The sequence below is a fragment of the Caballeronia jiangsuensis genome (assembly GCF_046030135.1).
Taxonomy (GTDB): Bacteria; Pseudomonadota; Gammaproteobacteria; order Burkholderiales; family Burkholderiaceae; genus Caballeronia; species Caballeronia jiangsuensis.
Window position 1 is genome coordinate 189596 of record NZ_JAQQDB010000004.1, and the last position, 17419, is coordinate 207014.

A 17419-nucleotide genomic window follows, 5' to 3' on the forward strand; every position below is an offset into this window, starting at 1 on the left:
CCGCCGCGCCGATTTTTCAAGCCCTGCCCGACCGTGCGACCGATGCAATGGGCCGCGAACGAGCGAAATGTCGAATACGTTAAAGAACAATGGCTTGCATCGTCCACTTGAGAGAGGGAATGAGCTACGAAGTTGCTTCGCGATCCCGACGATCCGATGAAGAGTGAGCTGCGTATCCATCGAACGGCTCACCGTCGCCACGCTCCCGAAACGTCTCACCTTGTTGTCCGGGGTATTCTCTCGCTCTTCACATCCAACGCTCAAAGCAGCATGCCTTCGCCGGTTTCCTTGCCTCAAGCATTCGCATCACTGCCTTCGCTGCTTACTCCGCTCGTCACGATCATCCTGCCTGTGTTCGGTCTCATCTTCGCGGGCTACGCCTGCCGCAAGCTGAACAGGCTCGGACCAGGCGCGGCGTCCGAGCTGAATCGCTTCGTCGTATTTCTGGCGCTGCCCGCGCTGCTCTTCGACATCATGGCGAAGACGCCGTGGAGCATGCTCGATCAGCCCGCGTTCATCGCTGCCTTCGGCATCGGCGCGGCGGTGATCTTTCTGCTGACGCTCGTCGTGCGGCTGATGCAGTCGCGTCATCTCGCCGATGCGAGCATCGACGGATTGAACGCGGCGTATCCGAATACCGGATTCGTCGGCTTGCCGCTTTGCCTGCTCGCGTTCGGCAAGGAAAGTCTCGCGCCGGCCGTGATCGCGACGATCATCACCGTCTGCGTGATGTTCGCGGTCGCGATCGTGTTGATCGAGCTGGGATTGCAAACCGAGAAGCACATCGGTGCGACGCTCGGGCATGTGGCGAAGTCGCTGGTGAAGAATCCGTTGCTGATCGCGCCTGTCGCGGGCGCGTTGCTGAGCGGCTCGGGCGCGCATGTGCCGGAAGGCGCCGAGGCGTTGCTCAAGTTGCTGGGCGGCGCGGCGAGTCCGTGTGCGCTTGTCGCGCTCGGTCTTTTTCTTGGCGCGAAGGGCGAGGCACGCGCCGTCGGGACGACGAGCGCGCTCGTGACGATGAAGCTCGTCGCCCAGCCACTCCTGACCTGGTGGCTGGCTTTTCATGTGTTCAGCCTGCCGCCGCTGTGGGCGAAGAGCGCCGTGATTCTGAGCGCGCTGCCGACCGGCACCGGCCCCTTCATGCTCGCCGAGTTTTATCGACGCGAGGGCGGGGTGACATCGAGCGCGATTCTTTTCTCGACCGTGGTCTCGCTCATCACGGTCACGCTCTGTCTGACCCTGATGCTCTGAGCACGCAAAAAAACGCCCGGCGCGAGTGCACCGGGCGTAACCACCTTCTGTTCGACGGTGGAGGAGGGCCAGTTCAGACTGCTTCCTCTGAGTTCTGCAAGTTGCTGCTTACCGCGTGATGCTGCCGTCGCGGGCCTCGGCGCGAAGTTGCGCGTGCCGTTCCTGATACGGGCGCAACTGCGGGTAGCTCAGCGAATTGACGGCGTCGAGATCGCCCGCGCGGCGCGCGCTTGCGAGTTCCGCCTTCACTTCAGCACGCGATTTCCCCGCCGATGCCGACTGAGCAAAAGCGGGCGCGGTGGCGAAAAGCGCGGACAAAACCAGACCACCGATCAATGTGTTTTTCATTTGAAGCCTCCTGGATGCCTGTGCGCCGGACCCGACGCTTGAAGTGCAGTCTAGGAGGATTCCTATTGGACAAAAATACCGATTGAGCCAACACATTGTTGTCGAGACTGGATGAATGCTGGCCCGCGATTCGCAAGCAATCGTCGCCTGAATGCGGCGGTTGTCACGACATTGGCGAGGGGTTCAGGCTCGTCCGACGAGCGTCATGTTTCGTTTACGAATCAAAAACTAAACGGAATACAAGTTACTCCAGACTTATCCACAGAATCTGTGGATAACCGTGGGGATAGCTCGTCGGGAACCGCGCGCCGTCGCGGTGAAAGGTAGATTGCTTGATTCGTCGCAAAAATAGTCCGCGACGCGCCGAGAACGCATCGAAGACGATAACCTTGCGATGCGCCTATCATGTGCACGCGCGTCGTTTCGAGGACGGCGTTTTCCGGACCGATCATCGTCCGGGTCATCCACCTTTTCATCCTTTCACGGGGAAGATTTCATGGCCTTAAAGATTGCGGTGGTCGTTGGTAGCCTGCGGCGGGATTCGTTCAACAAGCAGCTCGCGCATGCGCTCGTGTCGCTTGCGCCGAGCGATTTTTCCTTCGAGTTTCTCGACATCGGCACGCTGCCGCTCTACAGCCAGGATTACGACAGCGACTTTCCCGAAGTCGCGCGCGCGTTCAAGCAGAAGATCGCCGATGCGAACGGCTTGCTGATCGTCACGCCGGAGTACAACCGCTCGATTCCGGGCGTGCTGAAAAACGCGCTCGACTGGGCCTCGCGTCCGTGGGGGCATAGCGTGTGGGGCGGCAAGCCGGGCGCGATCATCGGGACGTCGGTCGGGGCGATCGGCACGGCGATCGCGCAGTCGCATCTGCGCGGCGTGTGCGCATATCTGGATATCGTGCTGATGAATCAGCCGGAGATGTACATCAAGCACGACGAATCGCGCATCGATGCGAGCGGCAATATCGTGAGCGAGGACACGCGCAAATATCTGCAGACGTTCATGGACAAGTATGCCGCGTGGGTGCGCGATCGCGCGGCATGAGCGCTCACCTTTCCTGATGCGAATACGGCCCGCTGAGCGGGCCGTATTTATTTTGCTGCTGCTACCGAAGGTGGAATCAGACGTGATGATGTCCCGTCACGCGATCCCATCCGTGGCGGATCGCCGCCTTGAAGCGGTCCCACGTATCGCCGCCTTCGGGATGCTTGCTTTCCCAGTCGCGACGCGTCTCGTACTCCATCTGATCGTCCCACGCGCGGCTGCGGAAGCGATCGTCGTTGCCGAGCGTCGCGCCGTAGCGATACGCACCCTGATAGTCCTCGTAAGGCTCGCCCGTCGCCGAATACTTCGAGTCGTAATCGGCGCGGAAGTCCTCTTCGTACTCCATGTATTCATTGGGCAGGGTTGCCGGGCCGGTCGTCGTAGGAGCGGGACCGACCGGTCCCGCCGCTTGCGAGCCTGAGGAAGCCAGCACCGGATCAGGCGACGATCCCGCCGCGCGCGCCGCTCCGGCCTGATACGGCGCGGCCGGTTCGTCGAGCGGTCCGAGCGGTTCTACCGAGCGCCATTCAGAAGCCATGTCCGTGCGTACGCCCGGCAGCGGGTCGCGTTCGGCGGGAACGGCACCCGTCGTGCGAAGCGGATCGCGGCCGGCAAGCGCATCGCGTTCCGAGAGCGATTCGCCGGTGAGTCCGTCGCGCGCCGCGAGCGGCTCGGCGGGCACGCCGGCGATTGGGTCGGCGAGCGGATCGATGCCGGTCGTCGCATACGGATCGCGGCCCGTCACCGGATCGCGTCCGGCTAGCGGGTCGCGTGCCGCGCGCTCGGCTTCGCTCATGATCGATTGAGTCTGCGACTGCGATTGCGACTGCATGCCGCCGCGCGGCATCAACGGATCGTCGGCGGGATCGCTGACGTAATCGCGCGGAGCAACCGCGGCCGGGTCGCCGACATCGGCGTGCGGATAAGCGCGTGCGCGCAAGGGCGTCATGTCCGGATCATTCACCGGCTCGCGTCCCGGAACGGCGCTGCCGCGTCCGAGGCCCAGTTCGTCGAGCACCGAATGATCGCGCTCGTCGGCGGCAGCGGCGGACACTTCCGGCGTGCCGTGTTCCAGCGTCGACCAGCTCGCGGCACGTTCGTCGATATCGATTGCGCCCTGATCGCTCAAGGTCGCGCGCGCGACATCCGCTTGCTCGGCGCTCGGCGTATCGACGGCGACGAGAATCGCGCCGCGCCGCACGGCCTCCGAATAATGCGCGACTTCAGGCGGCTGATCGCGCCCGCCGAAGAGCATGCTGAAGAAGCGCTCGATATTCGCGAGCATGCCCGGCTCCTGATGCGTGACGGCGTCGGGCATCTCGGACGGCGCGGCCGCGTCGTCGCGCTTCGGATTGGCTTGCAGTTCGATATCCGCGCGCGGGAAACCTGCGGCGATCAACGCCGAACGGGCGTCCTCGGCTTGCGCATAAGTATCGAAAACTCCGATGACGGTGTGTCGCATGTACGCCTCCTGCGGTGGGCGAATTCCGGAAATCGGCGACGGCGTCGCCGTACATGGAAGCGCTCACGCAACTCGCGTGCCGGATGCCCGCGGACCGTCGCGCACAGGGAAGCGTCTGGAAGGATGACGGCGCTTTTACAAACGCGCGTGCAAAAAAACCGATCGGGTTAGCGCGCGGCTCGCGCATCGCGCGTCGTTGCGTCCGGGCCGTCCGCGCGCTCGCGGATCGCGCGCAGGAGTGAATCGAGCAGCGCGATATCGAATGGCTTCGACAGCACGCGCGCGCCGACCTGCCGCGCGCGATCCAGCTCTTCCGCGTAGCCCGTGACGAGAATCACCGGGATGCGCGGCTCGAAGCGCTGCAGCATCTCCGCGAGATCGATGCCGTTCATCTGCCCCGGCATGTGGATGTCGGAGAGCACGACGTCGAACGGAAAGCCGGTCGAGGCGTCGGCGCGCGCGGCTTCGAGCACGGTGGCGGCGGTATCGGCGTTGAAGACGTAGGTGACGTGGTGACCCATCATCGTGAGCAGCGCCTCGGTGCCGGCGGCGACTTCCTCGTTGTCTTCGACGAGCAGCACGCGCAAGCCGTCCGCCTCCTTCGCCGCGGCCTCTGCCTCGGTCACGGATGCGCCCGGCGCGCCCGCCGCCGCGCGCGGCAGATACAGGCGCACGGCCGTGCCCGCGCCGATCGCGCTGTCGATGGTCGCGAGCCCGCCCGCGCGCTCGCAGAACGCAAAAACCTGCGGCAGGCCGAGGCCCGTGCCCATGCCCTTCGGCTTGGTCGTGAAGAGCGGCTCGAACGCGCGCCCGAGCACGTCGGAATTCATGCCGAAGCCGTTGTCTTCCAGCATGATCTGCACGAATTCGCCGGTGATCGGAAAGCCGTCCTCGTGGCGAAAGCGCACGTTGCCGGCGCGCACGGTGAAGGTGCCGCCGTTGGGCATCGCGTCGCGCGCATTCACCGCGACATTGATGAGCGCGAGCTCCAGCTCCGCCGGATCGACGCGGATCGCCCATACGTCCGGCGCGACCTCGACATTGAGCGCGACCTTCGCGCCGAGCGACGCGCGCAGCAATTCGCGTCCCGCCGGCACCCATTTGCCGATGGCGATGACTTCGCTTCTCAACGGCTGCTTGCGCGCGACGCCGAGCAACTGCCGCGTCAGCGACTGGCCGCTCTTCAACGCGCGCTCCATCGCGGTCAGTTCGCGGTCGAGGCCGGGCGCGCCGCGCCGCCGCGCGATCTGCACGTTGGTCGAGACGATCATCAGCAGATTGTTGAAATCGTGCGCCACGCTGCCGACGAGATTGCCGAGCGCTTCCATCTTGCGCGCCTGGCGATACGCGGATTCGATCGAACGGCGCATCGACGCTTCCGCCTGCCAGCGCTCCCACGCTTCCTCTTCGGTCGCGAGCCGCCGCAACGACTGCGTGATCACGCCCCAGAGCACGACGCACGGCGCGAAGATCGAGAGCGCGAGCACGCTCAGATGCTTCCACCACGCGGACCAGATCGTCGCGATCGGATAGCCGCTCGATACGTAGACCGGATATGTGCCAACGCGCCGGAACGCGACGATCTTCAACTGATCGTCGAGGCCGGACACCATTTTCACGACGCCGCTCCTGCGCCCCGCGGCGTACGCTTCGCGCAGCGGCGAACTGGCTGCGAGCGCCATGCGTTCGGGCGGGCGCGGTGGATACCAGGCGAGCACTTCGCCGTCCGAGCGCGACAGGCCGAGCGAGACGCTCGGATTGTCGCCGATGAGTTCGCGGTAGAACGCGCCGAAATACGCAGGCCGCAGCGCGATGGACACGATGCCGTCGAACTTGCCCGACACCGTGCGTCGCGCGACCGCCGTGTTGAACACCTGCTCGCCGGCGACCCGGCCGATCATCACGCGGGAAATCTGCTCGAGCCGCTGGCCGGCGCGCAAGCCACCGAAGTCGTCGCGGTCCGCGACGGAGATGTCGGGCGTCGGCCAGGCGCGGCTCGTCGCGAGCAGCTTGCCGTCGGCGCCGAACACGGAGGCCGCCGCGACCTGCTGATAGGTGTTGCTGATCGTCTTGAGACGCTGGTGGATCGTTGCGCTCTCGCGGCTGATGGCGGCGGCGTCGAGATCGTCGAGCAGATCGACGATGCGCTCGTTGAGCGTCACGTTCAGATCGAAGACCTTGAGCGCATGCTCCTCGGCGACGCGGGCATTGCGCGCGACGAGATCGGAAGCATCGGCGACGCGCGCGTGGTAGTCGGTGAAGGCGGTGACCGCGACGTACACGCACGGCAGCACGATCGCGGCGACGAGGAGGGCGTAGAGCGTGAGGCGCTGCGCGGCGAAGTTGCGTTCGGGAACCACCGGAAACGGCGGTTCTTCCTGCCATGATTCCGCGGCAGGATCGGCGTCGGACTCCTCACGTTGCAGCGTCATTTTTGGCAGCGAATTGGAAAACTTACTCGACGCCCGCGCTCGGCGTCCGCTCTGGCGGGCGTGCGCGCGGGACTTGCCGGGTTTGAGCGGTGCAACCGCAACTGGAACGCACGAAGCATGCCGGACGAAAGTATGTGCGGCGCGCGACATCTGGAGGAAAACCTCGGTCGCGCCGCGAAGTTAGCGAGATTATCGGAAGCGCAAACGTACACAAAAGTATGACAACGTATCACATCAGAATACATCGAGTGAAATGTACCCGATTACGCACGGTTTTCATCAGATTAATTCTCGCTTGGCGCTCTGGCGAGTTGCTTTGACATTCTGATCGGCCGACAATGCAATCCTCCGACCACATGCGCCGCGCAGAGCGCCGGCCGGAGGACACAAGCAGCCTCGCGGCGCGCGCCGGGGAGAAGTACCGCTTGTCCGGCCAGTCGCCGGCAGGCAGCGCGACCGAACGAGGAGAAGAAGGCCACGGTCCGGAAACCTCTTCCGGATCATGCACGGGGCAGTCGACATGACGCCGATCGAGAGCCAGCAAGCATCGCGCGCTGTGCGCATGCTCATCACCCAGCGTTCGCCCGCGGGGTGGCGCGCCTATGTCCACAGGCGCCGCGCCTGGCTCATCGCCGCCGATCTGCATCTCCGACAGCGTCCGCATTCCCGCCGGGCCAAAGGGCTCACGCCGGTTCTGCCGTGAAGATCGCCATAAAGATCGCCGCGCGGATGCCGTAATCACATACGAGTGCCTGCCGTGTCCGCCGACACGACCATCCTCAGCCCGAAAACAGCCTAAGAGATCCTGCCAACCATGCCGTTGCCGATTGTCATTGCCGATGATTCCCTGCTCGCACGCAAGGTGATGACGCGCGCGCTGCCCCCGGACTGGGACGTCGAGATTTCCTACGCGACCAACGGGCGCGAGGCGCTCGAGCACTATCGGGCGGGCCGCGCCTCGGTGATGTTCCTCGATCTCACGATGCCCGACATGACGGGCTATCAGGTGCTCGACGCCTTGCAGCACGAGGACCTGAACACGTTCGTGATCGTCGTGTCCGCCGACGTCCAGCCGATGGCCCAGGAGCGGGTGCGCGCGCTCGGCGCGATCGCGTTTCTGCCGAAGCCGGTGACGCCCGAAGCGCTGCGTCCCGTTTTAAAGGAGTACGGACTCCATGGTTGATTCCGCCCTGAACGAAGATCAGCGCGACGCGCTGCAGGAAGTCGCCAACATGGCGATGGGCCAGGCCGCGACGCGGCTCTCGAAGCTGCTCGGAACGTTCATCGAGCTATCGGTGCCGCGCGTGCGCGTGGTGAGCGTGGCCGAGGCGTCGGCGGCGCTCGCCGAGATGACCGGCATCACCGATACCGTCACGGCCGTGCGCCAGGGCTTTCGCTCGGACATCAAGGGCGAGGCGATCGTGCTGTGCAAGAGCGGCAGCGTCGATCAGCTTTGCGCGCTCGTCAGCGATCCGTACACCAAGTCGACCTACGAGGCGACGACGCGCACCGAACTCGTCTTCGATGTCGCCACCGTGCTGATGGGCGCGTGCGTGTCGTGCATCCTCGACCGCCTCGGCCGCTCGCCGATCTTCTCGCCGCCGGGCATGCTCGGCACGGAAATCGGGCTCGACGAGGTCTTTCAGCCCGCGATGCTCGCGTGGAAGACCGCGCTCCTGCTCGAAGTGAATTTCGCGCTCGAGGATCACAGCTTCCGCGCGCATCTTGTGATGCTGATGGCCGAAGACGCCATCACGCATCTGAACGAAGCGCTCGACGCGCTTCTGTCGAGCCTCTGAACGGGACGCCATCGTGAGCATGGACGAACTGCGCCACGCGCTTTCCGAACTCGTGATCGAGCGCGTGGGCTTCGGCATATTCGTGCTCGATCGCGACCTGAACGTGCTGATGTGGAACCGGTTCATGCAGGACCACAGCGGCAGGACGGCCGAGCAGGTGATCGGCAAGTCGATCTTCGCGAGCTTTCCGGAGCTGCCGCGCGTGTGGTTCACGCGCAAGGTCGAGAGCGTGTTTCAGCTCGGCAGTTTCGCGTTCAGCTCGTGGGAGCAGCGGCCGTATCTCTTCAAGTTCGATCACGACCGGCCGATCACCGGCGGCGTCGATTTCATGCAGCAGGACTGCACCTTCATGCCGCTCATGCTGGAGCGCGAGGTGCGCGCCGTCTGCGTGACGATTTCCGACGCGACGCACGCGAGCATGATGCAGCGCGCCCGCGACGAAGCGGTGGCGAAGCTGCAGGAATTCGCGGACCGCGACGGCCTGACCGGCATCGCGAACCGGCGCTATTTCGAACTGCGCCTGCGCGACGAATTCTCGCGCTGGCAGCGCTACGGCGGCGAACTGTCGATGCTGCTGTTCGATCTCGACCACTTCAAGCGCATCAACGACGATCTCGGCCACCTCGTCGGCGACACGGTCTTGCGCGTGATGGCCGAGCGCGTCGCGCAGAGCGTGCGCGTGCAGGACGTCTTCGGGCGCTTCGGCGGCGAGGAATTCGCGCTGCTGCTGCCGTGCACGAATTTCGAGGACGCGATGATCGTCGCGGAGAAAGTGCGCCGCGAGATCGGCGAGACGCCCATCGACGTGCAGGGCGCGCGCGTGCCGGTCACGGCGAGCGTCGGGGCGGCGCGTGCGCGGACCGGCGTGACTTCGTCGTACGAGGCGCTCATCAACGAGGCCGACGCGGCGCTTTATACGGCGAAACGCGAGGGGCGGAATCGGGCGGTGGGTTTCACCTGAATCGCCGTTTTCTTGTGCGGGTTAAATGCGTCGAGAGCTTTGAGTGCGCTCGGCAGAATGTGCGAAATTAAAGCTCTCTGTCTAACTCGGCTTATAACCGACTGTATTTGTGGTAATTTCATTCCAAATAACAAGCAGTTGATCCTCGATTCCTTCGTCGCGTTTCGCGAATTTCCAGCGGATTTCTCCCTCCATTCCTTTCAGTATACTTAATATTTCGAGAATCGATTGCTCAGATTGGTCTTTCGCGGCGGTTTCTGCCTCTTTTTTGCGTTTTTTTGCCTTATGGCGATGATCCTCGAGAAACCACAACCCGTATAGCGTGATTGCTGTATCTATGGCACGCGAAACTGCATTGGCAGCGCTCGTATAGTGCGGATGCTTACTGCGCAGCTTTTTGTATTGTTGCGCAGAAAATTTGCCGTGGTTATCAAGAATATAATTATAGATTGCTATCTGCGTGAGCGGCTTTAATTCATGAACTTCCTTTATGTCCTTAAAAATCTCAGGCGGTACTGCGCGCCTGTTGCTATGGGCTGACATGGATGCGATATTATCACCAATGTTCGCGTGTACTTCGATATGCAGCGTCTTGACGGTTTTGGACATGGTCAGATCGTCCGAAGAGTGGTAGCACACCTAAAATTTGATCGCAAGCATTGAAAATGTTTCCAATACTGCTGTTAGTCGCTAATTTGACTGCCGAATTGAAGCTGCATACTACCTTGCGACTGTCGACCTAAAGAGAGCAAGCGTGGCACTTTTACACTCTTTGTCTTTGTACTACTCGCGGAAGACGCTCTCTTCGCTGCTCAAGGCAGACTGCCTGATGTCGCTATTGCGCTAGGCGCACGAGCTAACCTCTGTACGGCGAGCGCAATCGGGCAAAGTATTGATATACTCTTTGCCGCTTCCGGCGCAGTCACAGCCGGCTCGCGCCGGCTTTTCCCTCGATCGTCTTTTCAGCGCCAGATGGTTCCGCGCGCGCCGGAATCGCATCGAGACCGGCGGCGATCTCTTACTAAATTTGCCCTTGGGGGCGCCACAGCGGAGTTCGTCTTGGCCGTTTCCAATTTCATCGCTGAAGAGCCTGCTCCAGACGCCGCGAAAACGTCGTCGGGGAGTTCGTTTTATCTTGCGATGCGCATCCTTCCCGCCGAGCAGCGGGACGCGATGTATCAGATCTACGCGTTCTGCCGCGCGGTCGACGATATCGCCGACGAAGGCACCTTGCCGCGCCGCGAGCGCGCGCTCGCGCTCGACCAGTGGCGCGAGGACATCGACGCCTGCTACGCCGGCAAGCCGAAGCAGTCGCTCGAAGCGCTCACGCGCCACATCCAGGCTTTCCACCTTTCCCGCGACGACTTCCAGGCCGTGATCGACGGCATGGCGATGGACGCCGCCGGCGATATCGTCGCGCCCGACGAAGCCACGCTCGATCTCTATTGCGATCGCGTGGCGAGCGCGGTCGGGCGGCTGTCGGTGAGAATTTTCGGGATGCACGAGGATGCCGGGCGGCGGCTCGCGCACCATCTCGGCCGCGCGCTGCAACTGACCAACATCCTGCGCGACATCGACGAAGACGCGGAAATCGGCCGCGTGTATCTGCCGCGCGAGCTGCTCGCGCGCGAAGGCATTTCCACCAGCGATCCGGCAAGCATCGTCGGCGATGCGCGCCTGCCGCGCGTCTGCGCCGTGCTCGCCGAGCGCGCGAAGGGCCACTACGCTCAGTCCGATGCGATCATGGCGGCGTCGCCGCGCGCCCAGGTACGCGCCCCGCGCATCATGTCGGCGGCGTATCGCGCCGTGCTCGACGCCAATCTCAAACGCGGCTTCGACCTGCCGCGCACGCGCGTGCGCACGCCGCGTGCGCGCCTGCTGTGGATCGTGGCGCGCAACCTGATCTGATGTCCCGGCGGGTTATCGTCGTCGGAGCGGGCATCGCCGGCCTCGCCGCCGCGGTCGAGGCGCAACGGCGCGGCGCACGCGTCGTGCTGCACGAGGCGGCGCCCTACGCGGGCGGCCGTTGCCGCTCCTTCTTCGATGCCAAGCTCGGTGTCACGCTCGATAACGGCAATCATCTGCTGCTATCGGGCAATCAATCGACGATGGCTTATCTGCGCGCGATCGGCGCAACCGACACGCTGATCGGCCCGACGCAGCCGGAGTATCCGTTCTTCGATGCCGCGACCGGCGACGCCTGGACGATCCGCATGTCGCCGGGGCGCTTGCCGCGCTGGATCTTCGACGCCGCCGCGCGCGTGCCGGGCACGCAGCCCGCCGATTACCTGCCGTTCCTGCCGCTCTTCTGGGCGAAGCCGGGCCGCGCGATCGAGGAATCGGTGCGCCGCAAGGATCGCGTGTGGAATCTTCTCGTGCGCCCGCTGCTGCGCGCCATGCTCAACGCCGACCCGTCCGAAGCGAGCGCCGAGCTCGCGGCCGTTTTGCTGCGCGAGACGGTCGCGCAGGGCGGGCAGGCGTGCCGTCCGCTCATCGCGAGAAGCGGGCTGTCGCATGCATTCGTCGAACCCGCGCTGCGGCATTTGCAGTATGGCGGCGCGGAGATCCGGCTCGGCTCGCGCGTCGCGGCTATCGGGGTATCGGGCACGGATTCGACGGAGCGTGTAAGCTCGCTGGCTTTCGAAGGCGCGGAGCCTGTCGCGCTCGGAGCAGGCGATGGCGTCGTGCTCGCCGTGCCGCCCGATGCGGCGCGCGCGCTGGTGCCGGACCTGATCGCGCCGGATGCATCGCGGGCAATCGTCACCGTGCATTTCGCCGTCGATGCGCCAGCGGGCTTTCAGCCGCAGACATGCGTCGTCAACGGCATGTCGGACTGGATCTTTGCCGCCGACGGAAGGCTCTCGGTCACGCTCGCAAGCGCGAACCGATGGCTCGCGACGCCGCACGAGGGACTCGCGCAGGCGATCTGGCGGGAAACGGCGAAGGCGATGCGCATGGCCGCCGCGCCGACGCCGCCGTGGCAGATCATCGTCGAAGAACACGCGACGTTTGCCGCCGTGCCTTCGCAGGAAGGCTTGCGGGCCGCCACGCGCACACGCTGGCCCAATTTCACGCTCGCGGGCGACTGGACGGCGACCGGCCTGCCCGCGACGATCGAAGGCGCGATCCGCTCCGGCCAGAAGGCCGCGGACGCGCTGTTGAACCCATCGATGGAACGCTGATGAACGATTTATCCCTGTCGGCCGTGGGCGCGCGAGTGTCGGGCGCCTCGCTCGATTCCGCCGTCAACCACGCCACCGACGCGCTGCTCGCGGCGCAACATCCGGACGGCTACTGGCTCTACGAACTCGAAGCGGACGCAACCATCCCGGCTGAATACGTGCTGCTCGTCCACTATCTCGGCGAGACCGCCGACGAGAAGCTCGAAGCGAAGATCGGCCGCTATCTGCGCCGCATTCAACGCGAGGACGGTGGCTGGCCGCTCTTCACCGATGGCGCGATGGACGTCTCCGCGACCGTGAAGGCGTATTTCGCGCTGAAGATGATCGGCGATTCGCCCGACGCCGAGCACATGCAGCGCGCCCGCCGCGCGATTCTCGCCGCGGGCGGCGCGGAGAAGGTGAACGTGTTCACGCGCATTCTGCTCGCGCTTTTCGGCGTCGTGTCGTGGCGCGCGGTGCCGATGATGCCCGTCGAGATCATGCGCCTGCCCATGTGGTTCCCGTTCCATCTGTCGAAGGTGTCGTACTGGGCGCGCACGGTGATCGTGCCGATGCTCGTGCTCAACGCGAAGCGCCCGCGCGCGCGCAATCCGCGCGGCGTGCGCATCGACGAGGTATTCACGAATCCGCCGGTCAATACCGGCATGCCGACGCGCTCGGGGCATCAGAGCCGCGGCTGGTTCGCGTTCTTTCGCGTCGTCGATTCGATCCTGCGCGTCGCCGATCCGCTGTTGCCGAAAGCCGGCCGCGAACGCGCGATCGATGAAGCGGTGCGCTTCGTCGACGAGCGCCTGAACGGTGAGGACGGACTCGGCGCGATTTTTCCGGCGATGGCCAACTCGGTCATGATGTACGACGTGCTCGGCTATCCGCCCGAGCATCCGAATCGCGCGATCGCGCGCAAGTCGCTCGACAAGCTCCTGATCATCGACGAAGCCGACGATGGCGAAGCGTATTGCCAGCCGTGTCTGTCGCCGGTGTGGGATACGTCGCTCGCGGCGCACGCGCTGCTCGAAACCGGCATGCCGAAGGCCCGCTCGGCGGTGACGCGCGGCCTCGAATGGCTCGTGCCGCTGCAGATTCTCGATGTGCGCGGCGACTGGGTCTCGCGCCGTCCGAACGTGCGGCCGGGCGGCTGGGCGTTCCAGTTCGCGAACCCGCACTATCCCGATGTCGACGACACGGCCGTCGTCGCGATGGCGATGGAGCGGGCGGATCGGGAGAATGGCACGGCGCTGTACGGCGAGTCGATCGCGCGGGCGCGCGAGTGGGTCGTCGGCATGCAGAGCAGCGACGGCGGCTGGGGCGCGTTCGAGCCGGAAAACACGCAGTACTACCTGAACAATATTCCGTTCTCGGATCACGGCGCGCTGCTCGATCCGCCGACGGTCGATGTGTCCGCGCGCTGTCTGTCGATGCTCGCGCAGCTCGGCGAGACGTCGCTGAACAGCGAGCCGGCGCGCCGCGCGTTCGACTACATCGTGAGAGGCCAGGAACGCGATGGAAGCTGGTACGGACGCTGGGGCCTGAACTACATCTACGGCACCTGGTCGGCGATGTGCGCGCTGAACGCGGCCGGTGTCGCGCCGACCGACCCGCGCATGACGCGCGCGGCGGACTGGCTGATCGGCATTCAGAACAGTGACGGCGGCTGGGGCGAGGACGGCGAGAGCTACAAGCTCGACTATCGCGGTTACGAGCAGGCGCCGAGCACCGCGTCGCAGACGGCGTGGGCGCTGCTCGGACTGATGGCGGCCGGTCTGGTCGAACATCCGGCGGTAGCGCGCGGCGTCGGCTATCTGCTGAAGACGCAACAGGCGCACGGGCTGTGGGACGAAACGCGCTTCACGGCGACGGGCTTCCCGCGCGTGTTTTATCTGCGCTACCACGGCTATCGCAAATTCTTCCCGCTGTGGGCGCTCGCGCGCTACCGAAACCTGACACGCGACGGCCTCACGCGCGTGACGGTGGCCATGTGACCGCGCCCGTCGTCGCCGTGACCGGCATGGCGTTCGAGGCGAAGATCGTGCGCGGGCGCGGCGTCGATGTGGTGTTCGCGGCGCGTGCGGACTGGCTCGAGCGCGCGTTGTCCGAAGCGATCGCGCGCGGCTGCTCGGGCATCATCAGCTTCGGCACGGCGGGCGGGCTTGCGCCGGATCTCGAACCGGGCGAGTTGATCGTCGCCGAGAGCGTGTCCGGTCCGTTCGGCGAGCTGCATACCGATGCGGCGTGGTCCGCGCGCATCGTCGATGCGTTCGCGGGCACGCCCGTCGAGCGCGTCATGCGGCGCGGCAAGATGGCGGGCGTCACCGCGCCCGTCAAGAGCGAGGCGGAGAAGCGCTCGCTGCATTCGTCGACCGGCGCGCTGGCCGTCGATATGGAATCGCATATCGCCGGGGCGATCGCGACGGCGCGCGGCCTGCCGTTCGCGGTGTGCCGGGCGGTCGTCGATCCTGCCTGGCGCACGCTGCCGCCCGCCGCGACGGCCGGTTTGCGCGATGACGGCACGACGGCCATCGGCCCGATTCTGCGGGAATTGATGCGCGATCCGGCGCAACTGGGCGCGCTTTTGCGGCTCGCCTCCGACGCGCGCGCCGCCCGCGCAACGCTCGTGCAGGCGCGGCACGCGCTGGGATCGGCGCGGGCGCTCACTTTCGGTTGAGCCTGTCAGTTCTATCCTTGCTTTCTGCGGGTTAACCCTCATCTCGATATAGTCAGGGAAAACCCTAATCTTGCGCGCGTCGATTTCTCTGCACCGTGACGCGCGCGGTAATGAAAGCGAGGTACCGCAAATGAATTTTCACACCCGCAAATGGGTCAAGCCCGAAGATCTGAACCCGAACGGCAGCTTGTTCGGCGGCAGTCTTCTGCGCTGGATCGACGAAGAAGCCGCAATTTACGCGATTTCGCAACTGGGTAACCAGCGCGTCGTGACCAAGTTCATGTCCGAGATTAATTTCGTCAGCTCGGCGCGTCAGGGCGACATCATCGAGCTGGGTATCACCGCGACGCAATTCGGCCGCACGTCGATCACGCTGCGCGCGGAAGTGCGCAACAAGATCACGCGCAAGAGCATTCTGACCGTCGAGAAGATGGTTTTCGTGAATCTGAACGAGCAGGGTGAGCCCGCGCCGCACGGCCGCACGCAGATTCGCTACGCCGATGAATTGTTCGAGGCGTATCGACGGGATCAGGGTGCGGTGGAAGCGCCGAATATGTCTGGCGATGATCTGTTCGAGGAAGTGGCGGAGGAGGCCGCGCATTGATCGCGTACCGACGCGATTAGCCATGTAAAATAGGTCGAAATTCAGACCTATTTTTGGTGCCTTCATGGAACGCATTCATAGCGTGTTGTCCGTCAGCATCTCCGAGTTCAAGCAGAACCCGGGGAAGATCGTCGACGAGGCGGGCGGTGAACCGGTCGCCGTACTTAATCACAATCGGCCTGCCTTTTACACGGTTTCTCCGGAGCTGATGGCGGAGATCGCGGAGTTGTATGACGAGCGCCAGTTGGCGACGTTGGTCCAGTCCCGGCTCAAATCGGTGAAACGCGCGGTCAAAGTCAATCTCGACGATCTTTGATGGCCCATGAACTCCTGTTCGTTCCCGAGGCACTAGAGGACTGGGCCGAACTGGATGGCTCGCTCAAAGCGCTTTTCAAGCAGGCATTGAGAAAACGGCTCAAGACGCCGCGTGTGCCGGGCTCCGAACTTCGGTCGCCCCTTTCAGATTGCTACAAAATCAAGCTGCGGGGCGTGAACTATCGGCTCGTTTATCTGGTTCGCGACGACGAAGCCGATCCCGATATTGTCGTCCTGGCGGTTGGGCGTCGCGATGGCGGAATCTACGAGGCAGCCGCGGCGGCGTGGGAGCGAGGGCAGAGTCTTTGACGCGCCAAATTTCACGGAATCGAAAAGTCGCGCACTAAAGCAAAACGGGCGCCCACGCGCCCGTTTTGCTTTTCCAGCCATCACCCCCCAGCTCACTTGCCCGCAGGCTGCGCCGCCGGATCGTCATACTGCGGCAGCCCCTGCGCCTTGCTCGAACTCGGCGACGGCTGACCCTTCGGCGCGTTCTCTTCCGGCGCTGGCGATTTCCCGCCGACGCCACCCGCAGGCGACGCCGCCGCGCCCGGATCGACATACGTCGGCAAGCCTTGCTCCGTACTGCCACCGCCGGTTTCGCCCGGCGCGCTCGCGCCTTCGGGCGCCGATGCGCCTTCGTCGCCGTAGTCGGGCAACGTACTCGCGCCGCCGCCCGTCAGCAGGTACTGACGCCGCTGCGTGTAGGCATCGCGCACGAACGCGTATTTGTCGAGCGCGGCCGCCGAGAGCAGATCGGTCGCGCCGATCAGGTCCGCGCGCGCGCTCACGAAGTTCACTCCAAACAACGGCCAGCGTATTTCCGCTTCGGAATAACTCAGGGGGTTCACGCGCCAGTCGACGAGCCAGGTCGTCGAATCGCGGAACGAGCTCGGGCCGAGCAGCGGCAGCACCAGATACGGCCCCGACGGCATGCCGTAGTGCCCGAGCGTCAGGCCGAAGTCCTGATGATGCTTCGGCAAGCCCGCAGGCGAAGCGACATCGATCAGGCCGCCGACGCCGAACAGCGAGTTCATCGCGATACGCATCAGATCCTGCGTCGCATCGGTGATCTTCAACTGCAGCAGGTTGTTCGCGAAGTTGGAGAAATCGCCGAGGTTCGAGAAGAAATTGCTGACGGCCGTGCGAAACGGGCTCGGCGTGTAATCGACGTAGAACTGCGCGACGGGCTTCGCGACGTAGGTGTCGAGCGTGTCGTTGAACGTGAAGATCTTGCGGTTCATCGGCTCGAGCGGGTCTTTCGGATTGCGGTCCGGGCCGGTGGCGCAGCCCGCTGTCGTGAGCACGCCCGCAATCGCCAGACTCATCCCCAATTTACGCACTGCACGAGCGGT

At 64.4% G+C, this 17419-nt stretch carries 18 protein-coding genes; 13 read left to right on the forward strand and 5 right to left on the reverse strand.

Going from position 1 to position 17419, the window contains the following annotated elements; translation table 11 throughout:
- Positions 1-270: 270 nt before the first annotated feature.
- Positions 271-1251 (forward strand): AEC family transporter, encoded by a 981-nt coding sequence (locus tag PQR08_RS06100; protein WP_371881662.1) that lies wholly within the window; start codon positions 271-273, stop codon positions 1249-1251.
- Positions 1252-1359: 108 nt separating this feature from the next.
- Here PQR08_RS06100 and PQR08_RS06105 read toward each other — a convergent pair whose 3' ends face one another.
- Positions 1360-1599: a DUF4148 domain-containing protein gene (locus PQR08_RS06105; protein ID WP_250485243.1), complete on the reverse strand. Its 240-nt coding sequence runs from the start codon at positions 1597-1599 to the stop codon at positions 1360-1362.
- A 496-nt stretch (positions 1600-2095) separates the two neighbouring features.
- Between PQR08_RS06105 and PQR08_RS06110 the strand changes: the two genes are divergently transcribed.
- Positions 2096-2647 carry an NADPH-dependent FMN reductase gene (locus tag PQR08_RS06110; protein ID WP_035502617.1) on the forward strand — a complete coding sequence of 184 codons (552 nt, stop codon included), beginning with the start codon at positions 2096-2098 and terminating at the stop codon, positions 2645-2647.
- Positions 2648-2723: 76 nt separating this feature from the next.
- Here the strand turns inward: PQR08_RS06110 and PQR08_RS06115 are convergent, their stop codons facing one another.
- Positions 2724-4109 (reverse strand): hypothetical protein, encoded by a 1386-nt coding sequence (locus tag PQR08_RS06115; RefSeq protein WP_250485244.1) that lies wholly within the window; start codon positions 4107-4109, stop codon positions 2724-2726.
- A gap of 167 nt (positions 4110-4276) precedes the next feature.
- Positions 4277-6541, reverse strand: coding sequence for a hybrid sensor histidine kinase/response regulator family protein (locus PQR08_RS06120; protein WP_250485245.1), 2265 nt, complete (start codon positions 6539-6541; stop codon positions 4277-4279).
- A 520-nt stretch (positions 6542-7061) separates the two neighbouring features.
- On the opposite strand from PQR08_RS06120, the gene PQR08_RS06125 reads away from it, so the two are divergent.
- From PQR08_RS06125 to PQR08_RS06140, 4 genes are all read left to right on the forward strand, one after another.
- Positions 7062-7244, forward strand: coding sequence for a hypothetical protein (locus PQR08_RS06125; protein WP_408161099.1), 183 nt, complete (start codon positions 7062-7064; stop codon positions 7242-7244).
- A gap of 111 nt (positions 7245-7355) precedes the next feature.
- Positions 7356-7724, forward strand: a complete 369-nt coding sequence (locus PQR08_RS06130; RefSeq protein ID WP_035502605.1) for a response regulator — start codon at positions 7356-7358, stop codon at positions 7722-7724.
- A complete protein-coding gene (locus tag PQR08_RS06135) occupies positions 7717-8340 on the forward strand; it encodes a chemotaxis protein CheC (protein ID WP_250485247.1) in 624 nt (207 codons plus the stop codon). The genes PQR08_RS06130 and PQR08_RS06135 overlap by 8 nt, the downstream gene beginning before the upstream one ends.
- A 19-nt stretch (positions 8341-8359) precedes the next feature.
- Positions 8360-9301: a GGDEF domain-containing protein gene (locus PQR08_RS06140; protein ID WP_250485272.1), complete on the forward strand. Its 942-nt coding sequence runs from the start codon at positions 8360-8362 to the stop codon at positions 9299-9301.
- An 81-nt stretch (positions 9302-9382) separates the two neighbouring features.
- Here the strand turns inward: PQR08_RS06140 and PQR08_RS06145 are convergent, their stop codons facing one another.
- On the reverse strand, positions 9383-9910 hold the full coding sequence (locus PQR08_RS06145; RefSeq protein ID WP_250485249.1) for a hypothetical protein: 528 nt from the start codon (positions 9908-9910) through the stop codon (positions 9383-9385).
- A gap of 450 nt (positions 9911-10360) precedes the next feature.
- Between PQR08_RS06145 and hpnD the strand changes: the two genes are divergently transcribed.
- The 7 genes from hpnD to PQR08_RS06180 all read left to right on the forward strand — a co-directional run bounded on the left by hpnD (position 10361) and on the right by PQR08_RS06180 (position 16373).
- Positions 10361-11209, forward strand: a complete 849-nt coding sequence (gene hpnD / locus PQR08_RS06150; protein ID WP_187605370.1) for a presqualene diphosphate synthase HpnD — start codon at positions 10361-10363, stop codon at positions 11207-11209.
- Complete coding sequence (gene hpnE / locus PQR08_RS06155) at positions 11209-12483, forward strand: hydroxysqualene dehydroxylase HpnE (RefSeq protein ID WP_408161100.1); 1275 nt, start codon at positions 11209-11211, stop codon at positions 12481-12483. Before hpnD ends, hpnE begins: the two co-directional genes overlap by 1 nt.
- Positions 12483-14462 (forward strand): squalene--hopene cyclase, encoded by a 1980-nt coding sequence (shc, locus tag PQR08_RS06160; RefSeq protein WP_250485251.1) that lies wholly within the window; start codon positions 12483-12485, stop codon positions 14460-14462. The genes hpnE and shc overlap by 1 nt, the downstream gene beginning before the upstream one ends.
- A 26-nt stretch (positions 14463-14488) precedes the next feature.
- Positions 14489-15145 (forward strand): phosphorylase, encoded by a 657-nt coding sequence (locus PQR08_RS06165; RefSeq protein WP_250485273.1) that lies wholly within the window; start codon positions 14489-14491, stop codon positions 15143-15145.
- A gap of 130 nt (positions 15146-15275) precedes the next feature.
- Positions 15276-15749: an acyl-CoA thioesterase gene (locus tag PQR08_RS06170; RefSeq protein ID WP_187605366.1), complete on the forward strand. Its 474-nt coding sequence runs from the start codon at positions 15276-15278 to the stop codon at positions 15747-15749.
- Positions 15750-15813: 64 nt separating this feature from the next.
- A complete protein-coding gene (locus PQR08_RS06175; RefSeq protein WP_187605365.1) occupies positions 15814-16065 on the forward strand; it encodes a type II toxin-antitoxin system Phd/YefM family antitoxin in 252 nt (83 codons plus the stop codon).
- Positions 16065-16373 carry a type II toxin-antitoxin system RelE family toxin gene (locus tag PQR08_RS06180; RefSeq protein WP_250485252.1) on the forward strand — a complete coding sequence of 103 codons (309 nt, stop codon included), beginning with the start codon at positions 16065-16067 and terminating at the stop codon, positions 16371-16373. The genes PQR08_RS06175 and PQR08_RS06180 overlap by 1 nt, the downstream gene beginning before the upstream one ends.
- Positions 16374-16465: 92 nt before the next feature.
- On the opposite strand, the gene PQR08_RS06185 is transcribed toward PQR08_RS06180, so the two are convergent.
- A complete protein-coding gene (locus PQR08_RS06185; RefSeq protein WP_238214431.1) occupies positions 16466-17392 on the reverse strand; it encodes an MlaA family lipoprotein in 927 nt (308 codons plus the stop codon).
- Positions 17393-17419: the final 27 nt, after the last annotated feature.